Annotated in this window: 19 protein-coding genes; 6 read left to right on the top strand and 13 right to left on the bottom strand. The window is 51.9% G+C overall.

What is annotated here, in order from left to right; translation table 11 throughout:
• The first annotated feature begins 412 nt into the window (after positions 1 to 412).
• Complete coding sequence (locus tag HAP95_RS11785) at positions 413 to 628, top strand: hypothetical protein (RefSeq protein ID WP_215884398.1); 216 nt, start codon at positions 413 to 415, stop codon at positions 626 to 628.
• 504 nt (positions 629 to 1,132) lie between these two features.
• Here HAP95_RS11785 and HAP95_RS11780 read toward each other — a convergent pair.
• From HAP95_RS11780 to HAP95_RS11770, 3 genes are all read right to left on the bottom strand, one after another.
• On the bottom strand, positions 1,133 to 1,408 hold the full coding sequence (locus HAP95_RS11780; protein WP_215884397.1) for a hypothetical protein: 276 nt from the start codon (positions 1,406 to 1,408) through the stop codon (positions 1,133 to 1,135).
• A 191-nt stretch (positions 1,409 to 1,599) separates the two neighbouring features.
• Positions 1,600 to 2,004, bottom strand: a complete 405-nt coding sequence (locus tag HAP95_RS11775) for a type II toxin-antitoxin system HicB family antitoxin (RefSeq protein ID WP_215884396.1) — start codon at positions 2,002 to 2,004, stop codon at positions 1,600 to 1,602.
• A gap of 1 nt (position 2,005) precedes the next feature.
• A complete protein-coding gene (locus HAP95_RS11770) occupies positions 2,006 to 2,197 on the bottom strand; it encodes a type II toxin-antitoxin system HicA family toxin (protein WP_215884395.1) in 192 nt (63 codons plus the stop codon).
• 245 nt (positions 2,198 to 2,442) lie between these two features.
• Here HAP95_RS11770 and HAP95_RS11765 point away from each other — a divergent pair, with 245 nt between their 5' ends.
• Positions 2,443 to 2,691: a hypothetical protein gene (locus HAP95_RS11765; RefSeq protein WP_226832745.1), complete on the top strand. Its 249-nt coding sequence runs from the start codon at positions 2,443 to 2,445 to the stop codon at positions 2,689 to 2,691.
• 118 nt (positions 2,692 to 2,809) lie between these two features.
• On the opposite strand, the gene HAP95_RS11760 is transcribed toward HAP95_RS11765, so the two are convergent.
• The 10 genes from HAP95_RS11760 to tadA form a co-directional block, all read right to left on the bottom strand.
• Positions 2,810 to 3,709 (bottom strand): O-antigen ligase family protein, encoded by a 900-nt coding sequence (locus HAP95_RS11760; RefSeq protein ID WP_215884394.1) that lies wholly within the window; start codon positions 3,707 to 3,709, stop codon positions 2,810 to 2,812.
• A gap of 331 nt (positions 3,710 to 4,040) precedes the next feature.
• The gene (gene pssA, locus HAP95_RS11755; protein ID WP_215884393.1) at positions 4,041 to 4,793 is read right to left on the bottom strand and encodes a CDP-diacylglycerol--serine O-phosphatidyltransferase; all 753 of its coding nucleotides are present in this window, start codon (positions 4,791 to 4,793) and stop codon (positions 4,041 to 4,043) included.
• Positions 4,790 to 5,461, bottom strand: coding sequence for a phosphatidylserine decarboxylase (locus HAP95_RS11750; protein ID WP_215884392.1), 672 nt, complete (start codon positions 5,459 to 5,461; stop codon positions 4,790 to 4,792). Before HAP95_RS11750 ends, pssA begins: the two co-directional genes overlap by 4 nt.
• A 102-nt stretch (positions 5,462 to 5,563) precedes the next feature.
• On the bottom strand, positions 5,564 to 6,580 hold the full coding sequence (gene ilvC, locus HAP95_RS11745) for a ketol-acid reductoisomerase (RefSeq protein ID WP_215884391.1): 1,017 nt from the start codon (positions 6,578 to 6,580) through the stop codon (positions 5,564 to 5,566).
• A 45-nt stretch (positions 6,581 to 6,625) separates the two neighbouring features.
• Positions 6,626 to 7,111 (bottom strand): acetolactate synthase small subunit, encoded by a 486-nt coding sequence (gene ilvN, locus HAP95_RS11740; RefSeq protein WP_010642225.1) that lies wholly within the window; start codon positions 7,109 to 7,111, stop codon positions 6,626 to 6,628.
• A gap of 2 nt (positions 7,112 to 7,113) precedes the next feature.
• A complete protein-coding gene (ilvB, locus tag HAP95_RS11735; protein WP_215884390.1) occupies positions 7,114 to 8,859 on the bottom strand; it encodes a biosynthetic-type acetolactate synthase large subunit in 1,746 nt (581 codons plus the stop codon).
• Positions 8,860 to 8,969: 110 nt separating this feature from the next.
• On the bottom strand, positions 8,970 to 10,511 hold the full coding sequence (locus HAP95_RS11730) for an endonuclease MutS2 (protein ID WP_215884389.1): 1,542 nt from the start codon (positions 10,509 to 10,511) through the stop codon (positions 8,970 to 8,972).
• 62 nt (positions 10,512 to 10,573) lie between these two features.
• A complete protein-coding gene (locus HAP95_RS11725; RefSeq protein ID WP_215884388.1) occupies positions 10,574 to 10,999 on the bottom strand; it encodes a hypothetical protein in 426 nt (141 codons plus the stop codon).
• Entirely contained in the window at positions 11,000 to 11,431 is a 432-nt protein-coding gene (locus tag HAP95_RS11720) for a secondary thiamine-phosphate synthase enzyme YjbQ (RefSeq protein ID WP_215884387.1), read from the bottom strand.
• Positions 11,428 to 11,916, bottom strand: a complete 489-nt coding sequence (gene tadA, locus HAP95_RS11715) for a tRNA adenosine(34) deaminase TadA (protein WP_215884386.1) — start codon at positions 11,914 to 11,916, stop codon at positions 11,428 to 11,430. The genes HAP95_RS11720 and tadA overlap by 4 nt, the downstream gene beginning before the upstream one ends.
• Positions 11,917 to 12,122: 206 nt before the next feature.
• On the opposite strand from tadA, the gene pilM reads away from it, so the two are divergent.
• From pilM to HAP95_RS11695, 4 genes are read left to right on the top strand one after another with little or no spacing between them, the layout of a single operon-like run.
• Positions 12,123 to 13,187 carry a type IV pilus assembly protein PilM gene (pilM, locus tag HAP95_RS11710; RefSeq protein ID WP_215884385.1) on the top strand — a complete coding sequence of 355 codons (1,065 nt, stop codon included), beginning with the start codon at positions 12,123 to 12,125 and terminating at the stop codon, positions 13,185 to 13,187.
• A complete protein-coding gene (locus HAP95_RS11705) occupies positions 13,184 to 13,777 on the top strand; it encodes a PilN domain-containing protein (RefSeq protein ID WP_215884384.1) in 594 nt (197 codons plus the stop codon). Before pilM ends, HAP95_RS11705 begins: the two co-directional genes overlap by 4 nt.
• Positions 13,774 to 14,424: a type IV pilus inner membrane component PilO gene (locus tag HAP95_RS11700; RefSeq protein ID WP_215884383.1), complete on the top strand. Its 651-nt coding sequence runs from the start codon at positions 13,774 to 13,776 to the stop codon at positions 14,422 to 14,424. The genes HAP95_RS11705 and HAP95_RS11700 overlap by 4 nt, the downstream gene beginning before the upstream one ends.
• The gene (locus HAP95_RS11695; RefSeq protein ID WP_215884382.1) at positions 14,421 to 14,993 is read left to right on the top strand and encodes a pilus assembly protein PilP; all 573 of its coding nucleotides are present in this window, start codon (positions 14,421 to 14,423) and stop codon (positions 14,991 to 14,993) included. Before HAP95_RS11700 ends, HAP95_RS11695 begins: the two co-directional genes overlap by 4 nt.
• Positions 14,994 to 15,014 lie beyond the last annotated feature (21 nt).

Raw genomic sequence — 15,014 nt, 5'->3', positions numbered from 1 at the left:
CCCCCCACAGTTGGGTTAATCCCACACCTGCCAGTTATCCCGTATCAAAGCCACCCCCCAAAAGTGCGGGGGGTGCATCCTCAAGAAGCGATCCCTCGAACGGTCTGGAACCCGCTTAAACATTGGGCACCGAAACCAAAGAGGCACCCATTAAAGTGCGGGGGTATTACCCTGCCGTTTTATGTATACGTTTTAATTTTATTTTTTATATTGTTATTAAAGGGAACGCCAGATAAAGGGTAGGTTCAAAAGATGTAGCTTTTTCTGCCATCCAGCCCCGTTTTTCAGGATACATTTTGCAGGTCTGCCCCGCCTTGTACACCCAGTTCTCTTGGCGACGCTGTGGAATTTGACCATTACAGGATAACGTTGCAATATATCGTTACACTGTAACTGCCGAAGAGGATTAACCATGGCAATGACAGCAGCAGAACGGCAAGCAAAGTATCGAGAAAAGGCCCTGAAGGACCCCGACGGGCATTTGTTGGTCAGGGTGCAGACGATGCTTCCGCCTCAGGCACACGCCAATCTCAAGCGGCTACAAAAGACCACCGGATTGACCCAACGCCAATGTATCGAACAAGCCATAAATCGGTTGGCAGAAGAACTCAACTGCTCGACTGAATAGTTACAGTATAACGGTTATAATATGGGAAACACTGTGCCAATGTTGACACGGTGTTTGATATGTATGAACGATAGGCGGAAATTTTTCGCGGTGTCGGTGCAACATGCAATCGAGGTTTTCGATATGCTTGCTGATCTAATGAATGGTGGGCGGACACACTGATTTTTGGCACTTGTAAGTTATTGATTCCCGCGCCACCCTGACGCCATACTTGAAACGGGAATGATAGGGAATATTAGGGATTGGTGATGCTCATATGATTTCACAACCCATTGTATATTATAAATTATTATCTTTAAGGCATTGATTCGGAAAGGCTAAAAAATGGCTATATTTGGCCTTCTAAGCCGTAGGTCAGGGGTTCGAGTCCCTTCAGGCGCACCATATAAATCATTAAGTTAGAAATATATTTATTCCCTATTATTATTCCAGGATCCCGTGGGTTGGTCCCCCTGTGGTCCCCTTTTGCGGAATGGTAGACACTGAGGCACGGTAAATTTGTTCTCAGCCACTCCCATGTGCTGAGGGTGCTGAGTTTTTCGTCATGCGCAGATAATCGAAGACGAGACGCGTCCGGAAGCAGAGGTTGCGCATCATTTCGGCGATAGACTGCTGGGGTTTCTGGAAGGATTTGAGGATGGCGAAACGGCGCAGGCGGGTAAGGTAGACCGTATCAGCATGGGCATACTGAGCTGCATATAGGGCGGCCAGCGGAATCCACCAGCCGGTCTTGAATGTCAGCCATGACAGCCGAATCGTTGCAACGATGAGCGTTTTCATGGCGTTGCCCTCCGCTGTTTCATGTACTCCCGCATGTATGCCCTGTACTGCTCCGGATCACGCGCGCGATGCGCCGCAACTCGCGCTTTCGTCTGCTCCCGCACCTTGCCGGGCTTTTTCGGCGCGAACCGCAGCCACAATTGTTGCCACTGAGTCCATGTCAACCCCCTTGTGATGTTCCGTTACTAACGCTAAACCCCATGCCCAACCTGCATGGCCTTGCGCGCGGCGTAGGCCAAAAACCCAGAGCGGCTCATGCTGCGCGCCCGCGCCTCATCATCGATGGTTTTCACCAGCGCTTCAGGCAGGCTGATATTCACGCGCACCGCGCGGGTACTGATGCGCGACAAATCAATGTCCGCCAACATCCACACCCCGCCGTCCTGATAGTCCGGGTGCAGCATCACCTCCTGCAAGAGCGACGGCAGCGGCACCTCCTCATCACCCAAGCCGTAGTGGCACTCTGCCGCCTCCTGAATGTTGGCAGGCAATTCCTCCCATGTATCCGCCGCTGAAAAGCAACCGGGGAAGTCTGGAATAATGACCCCATGCGCGTGTGTGTCGTCGCCGGGGTGAATGTACACTGGATAAAGCATTTTAATCCCTCCACGGCCAAGCGGCCTGTTTGAAGATACTGCGCAGCGTAGGCAAGGGAACATCCTTGCGCGGATGCGGAACCGTTACCTTGCCCGGCTTGGACGGGTGGCGAAACTGATGATGCGAACCCACCACATGCACCTCTTGCCAGCCTTCGGCCTTTAACCGCTTGATGATCTCTGCGCTTTTCATCGGTGGATTATACTATTTGCGCAATAATACACAACATAGGCGATACCACCATTAAGCACGGAGATAACCAGCTTTTCACCCGTTACGATTTTCAGTTCCAGTGTGACTTTTCAGAACAGCAACAGCTGACACGTCTTTACTCATTCGCTCAACACACTCAGTTTTTGCCTGGGAACCTGCGGCGCGCTACCCGCACTCCCGGTTTTTGACAGACAAGCCCTCGCGGGGCTATCTTTGAACGATCAATGTCTCTGACCGTACTCACCATGACGAATGATCCGGCATTCTGGCTCTGCGTGTCCAATGCCGACTATGAGGCTTCCCTCGAACCTCGCAAGGTTTATGAGGGATTACCTGACTCGGACGCGCAAAAGTTGGGCATGATTCGTGTCATTGATGAATCGGGCGAAGATTATCTGTTCCCTGTGTCTCTCTTTCACCCCATAGCGCTTCCTCATGATGTCGCTGTTGCCGTTCACCGCTTGGCCGTTTGAAAGGCTGAGCACCGGCTGCACGAAGCACTAAGAATGAGCGCATAGCGGGAGTCGTCCACGTGGCGGGGGCCATGGGTAAACCATATTGATGCGGTTTTCTGCTAAAAACTGATAAATCTCAGGCGCTGTTTGACATTTCTTGCCCATATTGCACAGCCATTAAAATGGCAAAAGGAATTGCCTGACCCTCCAGCCAGATAAATGTATCCGCAAAGCTACCCAGCACAAACCATAACCAGGTAACTACCTGCACATAGCGCAGCAGTGGATCACTATGACGCCATGCCCGGACTCCCAAATAGCCTATCAAAATAACCAGCGGAATAAATCCAAACAAGCCCAACTCTGACAAATAAGCCAAAAATGAATTATTGGGTCCGATCATGCTATCCACAACAGGCGGCAATTTAGGCTCCAGACCTCTTCTTGCCAAATCATAATAGGACGTTCTGAACTGCCCTGCCCCCACTCCCAAAAAAGGATGTTCAGCAAACATTTGTAAAGCTGAGTGCGCATAGACCAGACGTAAACCTACACTGGTAATCACCCAGCCATTAAAAAACAGATAAACATCGTACACCGCCTGAATCCAGCGGCTACGCAAAACCGGCGAAAGCAAGGCAATGCCCGCCAGCACAAAACCGGCTATTGTTCCGGCAACCCGATAGCGCGGAAACATCCACAATAACACCAGCAAAGCCAATATAAAATATACCGCCTGCCCCGTTCTGCCAATCGTAAACATCAACTGCCAGAGCAATAATATAAATATGCCAAGAGCAATACGCGGGCTCCAGAACAAAGTTTTTTCCCTGATGACAAACATCAATAGCAACAACCCTGAGGCCAGCATCATGCTGAAAGTGATATGGGTCTGCGCCAGACCAATTGGCCCCTGCCCAAGAAGATCCCGGAAGTGCCAACCCAGTACTTGCAATATACCTATCAATCCATTGACGGTCAGCGCCACAATAAAAGATCGCAACAGGTAAACATAGTCTTTTTTTTGCCAGGGCATTACCGCCACCAGGGGCAAAAACCATAAATACCAAATATGTCTTACTGGCTCGTAATCATTTACAGCCAAATGATAATGAAATAAATCATATATATTGATAATGGAAATAATAGAAATCGTCAAAACAAAAATATTTGGCCGTAGTTTTCGCCAATATCCAGACCATAAAAACGTAATAAAAAAAATTATGGCCGCATATTTTGTGAGAGAAATAGCCAAAGGAATGGTTAGAAATACCAACCATAATGCCATGAAAGGGAATTTTTCCCGACACCAAAGAACTGTTTTCGCTCCCATCTAAACACTTCCCTGTGGCGATTAAAAAATCAACTCAAGACGAATGACTTCCACTGCGTCTTTTCATGCGGCGGCTGCGGATTTGCCAAAGGGTCAGCACCAAACCCACTGCCACGTATATAATCCCGGCAAAGAAGAGCACCAAAGGAGGATGCACGGCGATCAGGGCGACCACCAAAACGACAATAATAGCCAAAGCAAAAGGAACCCGCCCGTGCAGATCAAAGTCCTTGAAACTGCGAAAACGGACATTACTGACCATCAGCAGCCCCAGAACATAGACCAATCCCAAGGCGACATATTCACTGATTTGGGTCAGCCAGGGATACCCCTCGCCAACAGCCACCCAGACCAGACTGGCCAGAACGGCTGCAGCAGTGGGGATTGGCAAGCCCTGAAAGTAGCGTTTTGAAGCACTGTGTACCTGGGTATTGAAACGCGCCAGACGCAAGGCACCACAAGCCGTGTAAACAAAAGCACCCAACCAGCCGAACTTGCCGAAATCCTGAAGCCCCCAAAGCAGCACCAGAATGGCTGGAGCCAATCCAAAGGCGATGACATCGGCCAGTGAATCATATTCTGCACCAAAAGCACTTTCCGTATGCGTCATTCGGGCAACCCTGCCGTCAAGACCGTCAAGAATCATGGCAATGAATATGACTATTGCGGCTGTACGATAATGACCATGAATAGACGCAACAATGGAATAAAAACCGGCAAAAAGACTGGCTGTCGTAAACAAATTGGGGAGTACATAAACGCCCCGCCGGGGATACCGGGGATTCATGATATGGATCCAGGTAAAGTAGCGAGGCACTGCGCGCCGGAACGCACCCTTTCACCAATCCGCACCTGAACTTCCGTATCCAGTGGTAAATAGGTATCTACCCGCGATCCAAAACGAATAAAACCGAAACGCTGACCGGTGGCCACGTCATTATCGTTACGGACATAACAGACAATGCGTCGAGCCACCAGGCCCGCCACCTGCACCACGGTGACATCATGCCCCCCGGGAGTTTTCACCCAAATTGCATTGCGTTCATTTTCCAGTGAGGCCTTGTCCAGGGCGGCATTAAAAAACCTGCCCGGGAAATACCAGATATTTTGTATGTGTCCAGTGACCGGCATGCGATTGACGTGCACATCAAACACATTCATAAAAATACTGATTTTGAGCGCTGGCCGCGAAAGATAAGGATCATCGACCTGCTCAATGGCAATCACCCGACCATCCGCTGGACAAAGGACAGACCGGGGGGACAAATCCGGTAATGGCCGACGGGGATCCCGAAAAAACTGCAGACTGAACAAAAACAACAGATAAAAAATCGCCGAGAGGAGCAACCACCAACCCGTCAAAAAAATTTGCAAGACAACGGCGATGATCAGAAAGGCGAGCAGAAAAGGCCAGCCTTCACGCGCCAGAACAGGATATGGATAGTCAGTTTTCATGGGCGGAGCGTATCAGGACCGGAGCCATGAGAAAAGGGCGAACACCCAAGGCAAAGGACTTGCCCAAGAGGAATTCACCCTTTTTCAAAAACGCAAACAAATTTAGTTGCGTGAACGGTCCACAATCCGGTTCTGACCAATCCAGGTCATCATGGAACGCAGTTTGTTGCCCACCACTTCAATAGGATGCTCGGCACCTATCCGGCGCATGGCCTGCATGGTCGCCTTGCCAGCCTGATTCTCCAGAATGAATTCCTTGGCGAACTGACCCGTCTGGATTTCGGTGAGAATTTTCTTCATCTCGGCCTTGGTATCGGCATTCACCACACGCGGGCCACGGGTGAGATCCCCATATTCGGCCGTGTTGGAGATGGAGTAACGCATGTTGGCAATACCCCCCTCGTACATCAGGTCCACAATCAGCTTCAGCTCGTGCATACACTCAAAATAGGCCATTTCCGGCGCATATCCTGCTTCGACCAGCGTTTCAAAACCCGCCTGCACCAAAGCCGTAGCACCACCGCAGAGTACCGCCTGCTCGCCGAACAAATCAGTTTCGGTTTCTTCACGGAAGGACGTTTCAATGACACCAGCACGGGTACCGCCATTGGCCTTGGCATAAGCCAGAGCAATGTTGGTGGCGTTGCCACTGGCATCCTGATGCACCGCAATCAGACTGGGCACCCCACCCCCCTGGGTGTAAGTGGAACGGACCAGATGGCCGGGACCCTTGGGCGCCACCAGAAAGCAGTCCAGATCAGCGCGGGGATGAATCTGACCGAAATGCACGTTAAAGCCGTGAGCAAATACCAGTGCCGCACCCTGTTTGATTTTGGGGGCAATTTCATCACGATACAAAGCGGCCTGACCTTCATCCGGGGTCAGAATCATGACCACATCGGCACTGGCGACCGCATCCCCCACTTCTTTCACGTCCAGTCCGGCCTTGACGGCCTTGTCCCAGGAAGTGGAGTCCTTGCGCAGACCCACCACTACGGAGACTCCGGAATCCTTGAGATTCAGCGCATGGGCATGTCCCTGTGAGCCGTAACCAATGATGGCTACTTTCTTTTTCTGGATAAGGGCCAAATCAGCATCGTTATCGTAATAAACTTTCATGTAAACCTCTGCGTATGTACAAAAAATGAATAATAATCAGGAAAATCAGATGGCCTTGGCCCCACGGCTGATGGCGCTGGCGCCGCTGCGCACCACCTCAATGACCATACCCGGGTCCAGAGCGTGAATAAAGGCATCCAGCTTGTCACCCGGACCCGTGAGCTCAATGGTGTAAGAGCGATCAGTGACGTCAATGATCCGCCCCCGGAAAATATCCGAAAGCCGCTTCACCTCTTCGCGATCAGGGCCGACCGCGTGAACCTTGATCAGCATCAGCTCACGCTCAATGTGCGGTCCCTCGCTGAGGTCATGCACACGAATCACTTCAATCAGCTTGTTCAACTGTTTGAGTACCTGCTCCATGATTTCTTCGGAACCACTGGTGGCTACAGTCATGCGCGAGATGCTGGCATCATGGGTTGGTGCTACCGTCATGGCTTCAATGTTATAACCCCGCGCCGAAAATAAACCCGCCACCCGCGACAAGGCACCCGCTTCGTTTTCCAATAAAATAGAAATGATATGGCGCATGCTTACACCAGGATCATTTCAGACAGTCCTGAACCGACAGGCACCATGGGATAAACATTCTCCTTGGCATCCACGCGGAAATCCATGAATACCATACGATCCTTGAGGCGTAAGGCTTCGCGGATGACTGGCTCGACGTCAGCGGGAGTATCCGCACGCAAACCAATATGCCCATAGGCTTCAGCCAGTTTCACGAAATCCGGCAAGGCATCCACATAGCTCATGGCATAACGATCTTCATAAAAGAACTCCTGCCACTGACGGACCATTCCGAGGTAATGATTATTCAGGCAGGCCACCTTGAGGGGCAACTTGTATTGCTGACAGGTGGATAATTCCTGAATATTCATCTGGATACTGCCATCACCCGTAATGCAGACCACCGTAGCATCCGGTTCAGCCACCTGCGCGCCCATGGCTGCAGGCAAGCCAAAACCCATCGTCCCCAAACCACCACTATTCACCCAGCGACGGGGTTTATCAAAACCATAAAACTGGGCAGCCCACATCTGATGTTGTCCCACATCAGAAGTAACAATGGCATCTCCGGCAGTCAGTTCAAACAGTTTTTGTACCACAAACTGCGGCTTGATGATCTGATCATCCTGCTGGTAATGGAGACAATCGCGCTTGCGCCATTCTGCAATCTGCGCCCACCAGGCCTGCATGGCATGGGGGTCGTTCAGCGCATCCAACTCACCGAGCACCTGATTCATTTCTGTCAGGACCTGCTGGAGATCGCCAACAATTGGCACATCCACCCGGACATTTTTGGAAATGGAGGAAGGATCCACATCCACATGAACAATTTTGGCATGCGGCGCGAACTTGGCGAGATTACCGGTAACCCGGTCATCAAAGCGTGCTCCCAGCGCCACCAGCACATCACAATGCTGCACCGCCATGTTGGCTTCATAAGTACCATGCATGCCCAGCATACCCACAAACTGAGGGTCAGAGGCGGGATACGCGCCCAGGCCCATCAGGGTATGAGTAATGGGCACATTCAGGCTCCGGACCAGCTTGCGGAGCTCTTCAGAAGCATTACCCAACACCACGCCACCACCGGTATAAAACATCGGACGCTGGGCACTGGCAATCATCTGCATGGCCTTGCGCACCTGCCCCGGATGTCCCTTGACCGTCGGCTTGTAGGAACGCAAGGAAATCTTGTCGGGGTAGTGGTAGACACACTGATGGGCGGTCACATCCTTGGGAATGTCCACCAGCACCGGGCCGGGTCTGCCGGTTGCCGCCAGATAAAAAGCAGCCTTTAAGGTGCTGGCCAGATCCTTGACGTCCTTGACGAGGAAATTGTGCTTGGTGCAAGGCCGGGTAATACCCACCGTATCCACTTCCTGAAAGGCATCATTACCAATCAGCGCAACGGGAACCTGTCCACTGATCACCACCAGAGGGACGGAGTCCATATAGGCTGTGGCGATGCCGGTAACGGCGTTGGTGGCACCCGGACCACTGGTCACCAGCGCCACACCCACCTTGCCGGTCACCCGGGAATAGGCATCCGCAGCGTGCACAGCCGCCTGCTCATGGCGTACCAGTACATGCTGCACGGCTTCCTGCTTATCCAGGGCATCGTAAATGTAGAGAACGGCACCGCCGGGATAACCAAAAACGAATTCCACACCTTCATCACGCAGGGCGCGCACCACAATCTCGGCACCGGTCAAGGTTTCGGATTCAGTTTTTGGGCTCAGGCGCTCATGGGTGGTGGTCGGGGACGTCATCGTCGTACTCCTCAGGGAATAAAGTATCAGCGCAAAAAACTAGACAGTTTTCCCGTGCAGGTCAAATAAAAATGCCTTGGCGTAGTTTGCCCGCCATCTATAGCCCGCCATCAGTAATGTTTATGTAAATTTTCCATGTAATCGCGGGCCTTGGCGATCAGGTTTTCCGGCAGGCCGTGCTTGGCGGCAATCACCAGTCCCAGCGAGCGTCCGGGCACACCAATTTCCAGCTCATAGGTAGGCTCCAGCCGCTCATGATCAAAACGCATGGAAGCATTACGCAGGCAGGCATGGCTTTCAGCAAAGGATTTGAGTGGGGTCAGATGAGTAGTCACCATGCCGCGCACCCCCCGTTCGGCCAGATGGTCCAGTACCGCCATGGCCAGCGCGGCGCCCTCTTCAGGGTCGGTACCGGTACCCAATTCATCCAGTAAAATCAGAGTATGATCATCGGCATCGGCAAGAAGACGTTTGAGCACCTCCACATGCCCGGAATAGGTAGAAAGCTGAAAAGCCACACTTTGCGGATCTCCCATATCCACAAAAATCCGGGTGAAATTACCGACCACCGCCCGCCCCGCCACCGGAACATGCAGACCACAATGGGCCATTACTGTCAGTAGTCCCACGGTTTTCAACGAAACACTTTTCCCGCCCGTATTGGGTCCTGTCACCACCAGAATCGGGCAATCGGCATTAATATGTACCGTCAGCGGCTTGGGTTGCGGGCCGCGTTTTTCAGCGTAGGCCAGGATCAGTTGCGGGTGATAGGCCTCCTCCAGAATCAATACCGGCTCATCTACCATTTCTGCCGCCTTGGCATGCAAATGAATGGATAATTGCGCACCCGCAATGGCCAAATCCAGCCAGGTCAGAGATTCCACCAAGTGCTGCAGGGCACTGAGCCGTTCCCTGCCTGCATCACTGAGCGCACGCAGAATGGCCTGATTTTCCTGCTCAATACTCCCGGCGATTTTTTCCAGCCGATTATTGCTGGCCACCAGTTCCATAGGCTCTACCAGATAACCATGACCACCCGGACCAGTACCCCGCCGCACGCCGCGAATCTGATCCGTAGCACCATCGGGCAAATGTACGCAGGCACGTTGCCCGGACCAGTGCAATTTGGCACCCGGAGCGCCCAGGTGTGACTGCATGGACTTCTGAATCTGATCGCGTTCGCTCTTGAGTTCGGCATGTAATTGGCGCAGCGCGGCGTTACCGTCTTCGCGAACGCTACCGTTGGGCATTAACACGGCGTCAATTTTAGGAAGGAGATCGGCGGCTGCATCCAGACGTTCCGGCCCGGTCGGCAACAAGGCAGGCCGTTTTTCAGCAAAAGGGCGTAATTCCTTGCCCACGCGCAACACCAGCGCCAGGTTGCGGAAAGCGGTTCCTGCCAGTGCCGCGCCAGGACTGGCAACCTGGCGGATAGCAGCCCGAATATCAGGCAATTCCGGAACCACCGGCCCTTCCCCGGACTCCAGACCAAAGCGCGCCGCCGTAATGGCATCCTGCAACTGCCGGGCGACACCGACACTGGGGGCAGGCCCCAAATTACGGGCCGCATCGGCGCCAAAAGGTGTCGCACACAATTTTTCCAGTAATCGGCGAATACCCTCGAATTCCAGGGGTTTCAGGTCGGCTTCCATGGGTTCTCCTCAGTTTGGAATTTTATCAAGAGTACAAAAGCTACCGTCTAATGCCAATCCGCTTAAGCTTGAGTCAGTTCTCGCCACCAGCGTTTGCGGCCCTCCGGGACGATAAAAGATCCCAGATCATCGGGTGCCATGCGCGACAAAATCCAGCCGGGAGGAACCAGCTTGCCACTGCTGCCACAAGATGATCCGAGGTTGTTGGGATCATATATTTTAATGAGTTGTGGATGGTCGAAATCATCCACATACACAATACCCAGATATTTTTCGCGATGATCCTGATGCAACAAGGCACTGATGGCCGTCAGCCGCTGCCGAAAAACTTCAGCTTTCACCGGCTGCTCAGGATAATCCACCCCGACAAAATATACATACCAACCATCATCGGCGTGGGCATCCAGGGTTTCCACAAAAGTATCCCATCGTGACCAGTCTTTGATACCCCACAACATTCCCTGATAAATCGCTGTAAATTCAGACATTTACAATTCTCCTGCTGCGCCCTGAAAACTGAGCAATACCTGCCGGGTCAAGGGGCGGGTGCGATGTTCAAATAAAAAAACACCCTGCCAGATCCCCAAGGCTGCGCGGCCTTCCCTGACCGGTATGACCAGACTATTTTGGGTCAATACACAACGCAAATGCGCGGACATATCATCCGGTCCTTCATTGCGATGATAAAAATGGGGATCATCATCGGGCACCAGACGGGCAAAATACCCGAGAATATCCCGCAGCACGTCTGGATCGGCATTCTCCTGAATAATCAGACTGGCCGAAGTATGGGGAACAAACACATTCACCAGCCCCTCCCGGGCACCTATGGTCTGCAACCAATCCTGGAGCTTTTCCGTCAGCTCATGCAGCCCCCGGCCACCCTGTTGAATTTTCCACTCCGCACTGAGATGCTTCATGCTTTACCTCTTTGCTGGGCGCGCCGCACCCGAAAAAAAGCCCTCAATAGGATTGCTGACTGTTCTGCCAACAAACCACCTTCCGCCTGAATACGATGATTAAAACGCGAGTCGTCCAGTAAACGATAAAGACTTTCCACAGCCCCCGCCTTGGGATCAGCTGCTCCGTAAACTACCCGGCTTACCCGGGCATGGAGCATGGCTCCTACACACATGACACAGGGCTCCAAAGTGACATAGAGCGTGGATCCAGTCAGTCGATAATTTTCAGCCAAACGTGCTGCTGCACGCAATACCCGTATTTCTGCATGCGCGCTGGGATCGTGTTCGGCAATGGGTGCGTTGTGGGCTCCAGCCATGAATGCTCCGTCATGATTCACCAACACTGCACCGACCGGCACTTCTCCGACAGCAGCCGACTGCGCCGCCAGATCCAGAGCCATACTCATCCAGTGTATATCAGATATTTGCTGCTCTGCCGTCATCAAGGTTCCTGCTATTTGCCGGATTTATCGCAGTACCGGACACTACAAGATCAATCATTTGTAGTCTCGCGCCTTGACAGAATCCGGAATGCTGCTAATTTCCACCGCAAGTTGCGAAAAAGATACTGGCCATGCATACGTTTCATCAACTTAAATTTGCAAGGCAACGATTGTAACATTTGTCAGACCATAAAAAAGGAATAGACGTGCTAAGCATACCAAGTTCTCCTTTGCTGGGCCTGGATATCAGCTCTGATGCCGTAAAGCTCGTTTCTCTGGCCCAAAGCCGTGGAAAAATCCGGGTGGAGCACGCTGATTCCGAGACATTACCGCCAGGGGCTGTCAGTGATCGGGATATTCTGGATAGTGAAGCCGTTTCCCGCGCCCTGCGCACTATTCTGGAACGTTCACGCATTCGCACCAAGGCTGTTGCTACAGCCCTTCCCGCCAATACGGCCATTGTCAAAGTCATTTCTCTGCCGGCTGATCTGGACGAAGTGGGTATTGAAGACCAGATCCGCTACGAAGGCAGTCAATACATCCCCTACAGCATTGATGCCGTGAATTTTGATTTTTCTGTTCTTGGTCCAGATGAGACGCGCAAAGGCTTCAACCATGTTTTGCTGGTTGCCAGTAAAAAAGAAGCTATTGAAGATCGCGCAGCAGTTCTCGAAGAGGCGGGCTTGAAGCCGCAGATTGTCGATGTCAAACCGTTTGCACTGTGGTTACTCCATGAGCATCTCAATGGAGCAAATACCAAAAACGGTAACCAAGCTGGCAAAGGCATTGCTCTGGTAGAAATCGGTAGCATCACCACCAATATTTACGTTTTTCAGGATGGACATCCCGTATATTCCCGAGAACATAATTTTGGCCTGAGCCGACTTTTGGAAGAAATTCAGCGTCGCTACAATCTGGATAGTAACGATGCTCAGCGCATGGAGCGTTTTGGCGGCCTCCCACCAGAATATGACAAAGAGGTGCTTCAGCCTTTTGCCCGCAATATGGCTCAGGAACTTTTCCGTTCTCTGGATTTCTTCCAGGCCAGCATGCCCGACGTACCCACGGCAGCCGTCCACCTTTTTGGAGTAGGTGCAAAAATCCCACAACTGGCCGACCAGTTGCGGCAAATGGTCAGTTTTCCGGTTTTGGTCCCAGATCCCTTTGCTGGTATGGAAATTTCACCCCAAATCAGCAGGCGCTTCATGGATTCCGATCGTTCATCCCTGGCGGTTGCCTGTGGCCTGGCTTTGCGGAGGATTTCGGCATGATTCGCATCAACCTGCTTCCCTATCGCGAGGCGCGCCGCGCCAAACGCAGCCAGCTCCTGGCCGCCGCTCTCCTCGGCATTCTTTTGCTGGCAGCACTTTTTTATTATGGAATTTACAGTATTTTCAGTGCCCGCGTCGCCAGTGAACAGACCAAGGTCAATTACCTGCAGGGAGTAACCACGCAACTGGACACCAAAATCGCGTCCATTGCCGACCTCCGCAAAAAGCGGGATGAATTACTCGCCCGAGAAGGCATCATCACCGATCTTCAGGATAAACGGGATATGGTGGTTCAGGTTTTCAATACCCTGGCCGCAGAAACGCCCGATGGTGTTTTTCTGACCCATTTACAGCAATCCGGAAATTCCATGACCGTGAATGGTTATGCGGAAGATAACGATCAGGTAGCCGCTTTCATGCGTAATATTGATGCATCCAAAATATTTACCGAGCCGCAGTTGAACATTATCAGCAAATCCAAACTGGGTTCCGAGGAGGTTGGACAGTTCACCTTACAAATGAACATCCGCAAACCCACCGCAGCCGATAAAAGCGCTCAGACAGCGGGCACACAGGAGGTCCAGCCGTGACTTTCGACGAAATTCGCAATTTGCAGGTGGATGACATCATCCGCTGGCCGTTAAAAACCAAATTGATTGCCATTGCCATCATTATCGTGATTTTGGGCATTGTCGTCTGGTTTGAATTCATCTCCCCGGAAAACGACAAATACGATGCACTGCATACTCAGGAACAGAGCCTGAAAATCCAGATCAGGCAAAAGCAGTTACTGGCTGCATCGTTACCGGCCTATCAAGCGCAAATCAAGGAAATGAATGTACGTTTTCAGAAATTTCTGGAACAGCTTCCGAACCGGACACAAATTCCATCACTCCTGGATGATGTGACTTTGGCAGGACGCAGTCGTGGACTTGATTTTGAATTATTTCAACCTACTGGCGAAATCAACAAGAATTTTTACGCTGAAATCCCAGTGAAGCTGAAAGTGGTTGGTACCTATAACGATATTGGACGATTTGCTGCAGCAGTAGCCGCCATGCCCCGCATCGTCACTATCAGCGGTATCGATATTACCCGGGTTCCCGATGCCGGTAGCACACCTGCCGCCAAAGCCCTTGCTGCCCAGCAATTAGCCATGCAGTGTACGGCAACTACCTATCGATATCTGGATAATGGAGACAAAACCAGTAACACTCAGGCCGGGAGCAAGCCATGAAAACGCGCGGAGCGAGTTTCTATAAAAAAACACGTCACATTCTGGCTATCAGCGTCGCCCTCGCTTCGCTGGCTGGCTGCTCGGACAGCGATAATTTAAGTCATTTACGTGAGTTTGTGGCCAACGGGCCAAAAACCAACAATCATATTACGCCGTTGCCCAAAACCCCGGCTTATCAGCCTAGCGCCTATAATAACCCGGCCAATCGTGATCCGTTTACCAGTTTTTCCGAAATCCTGCTGCGCAAGGAAGCCGCCAGTGAAGATACCGGTCCTCGTCCGGCCTCTCATGGCCCTGTTCAACCCCTGGAGAAATATGCACTTTCCAGCCTGAGCGTCAGCGGCATCATGCGTACCGCTGACGGACAGCTCTGGGCCGTCATTGAGGCACCAGACTCAAAAGTGTATCGCGCTACATTAGGTAGCTACATTGGGACGCATAACGGACGCATAACGGGCATTGACGACAGCATGGGCAAACAATCTGTTACCGTTGAGCAATATTTACCCAATGCTTTTGGTGGTTACAAAAAACAACAGACCGTTTTACACATGCAGAGTGGTAACTGAACATGACGAGCCTGACCCCGA

Source organism: Acidithiobacillus sulfurivorans, from assembly GCF_018853815.1.
In the GTDB taxonomy this organism is placed as follows: domain Bacteria; phylum Pseudomonadota; class Gammaproteobacteria; order Acidithiobacillales; family Acidithiobacillaceae; genus Acidithiobacillus; species Acidithiobacillus sulfurivorans.
Note: the sequence above shows the minus strand (reverse complement) of the source record. Positions and strands in the feature narration are given on the sequence as shown.

Coding starts and splice junctions, on each gene's coding strand:
- HAP95_RS11765 (WP_226832745.1), top strand. CDS start 2,443: ATGTCTCTGACCGTACTCACCATGACGAATGATCCGGCATTCTGGCTC.
- HAP95_RS11720 (WP_215884387.1), bottom strand. CDS start 11,431: ATGAAGCATCTCAGTGCGGAGTGGAAAATTCAACAGGGTGGCCGGGGG.
- HAP95_RS11785 (WP_215884398.1), top strand. CDS start 413: ATGGCAATGACAGCAGCAGAACGGCAAGCAAAGTATCGAGAAAAGGCC.
- HAP95_RS11775 (WP_215884396.1), bottom strand. CDS start 2,004: ATGCTTTATCCAGTGTACATTCACCCCGGCGACGACACACACGCGCAT.
- pssA (WP_215884393.1), bottom strand. CDS start 4,793: ATGAATCCCCGGTATCCCCGGCGGGGCGTTTATGTACTCCCCAATTTG.
- HAP95_RS11725 (WP_215884388.1), bottom strand. CDS start 10,999: ATGTCTGAATTTACAGCGATTTATCAGGGAATGTTGTGGGGTATCAAA.
- tadA (WP_215884386.1), bottom strand. CDS start 11,916: ATGACGGCAGAGCAGCAAATATCTGATATACACTGGATGAGTATGGCT.
- ilvN (WP_010642225.1), bottom strand. CDS start 7,111: ATGCGCCATATCATTTCTATTTTATTGGAAAACGAAGCGGGTGCCTTG.
- HAP95_RS11770 (WP_215884395.1), bottom strand. CDS start 2,197: ATGAAAAGCGCAGAGATCATCAAGCGGTTAAAGGCCGAAGGCTGGCAA.
- ilvC (WP_215884391.1), bottom strand. CDS start 6,580: ATGAAAGTTTATTACGATAACGATGCTGATTTGGCCCTTATCCAGAAA.
- HAP95_RS11705 (WP_215884384.1), top strand. CDS start 13,184: ATGATTCGCATCAACCTGCTTCCCTATCGCGAGGCGCGCCGCGCCAAA.
- HAP95_RS11730 (WP_215884389.1), bottom strand. CDS start 10,511: ATGGAAGCCGACCTGAAACCCCTGGAATTCGAGGGTATTCGCCGATTA.
- HAP95_RS11695 (WP_215884382.1), top strand. CDS start 14,421: ATGAAAACGCGCGGAGCGAGTTTCTATAAAAAAACACGTCACATTCTG.
- HAP95_RS11760 (WP_215884394.1), bottom strand. CDS start 3,709: ATGCCCTGGCAAAAAAAAGACTATGTTTACCTGTTGCGATCTTTTATT.
- ilvB (WP_215884390.1), bottom strand. CDS start 8,859: ATGACGTCCCCGACCACCACCCATGAGCGCCTGAGCCCAAAAACTGAA.
- HAP95_RS11750 (WP_215884392.1), bottom strand. CDS start 5,461: ATGAAAACTGACTATCCATATCCTGTTCTGGCGCGTGAAGGCTGGCCT.
- HAP95_RS11780 (WP_215884397.1), bottom strand. CDS start 1,408: ATGAAAACGCTCATCGTTGCAACGATTCGGCTGTCATGGCTGACATTC.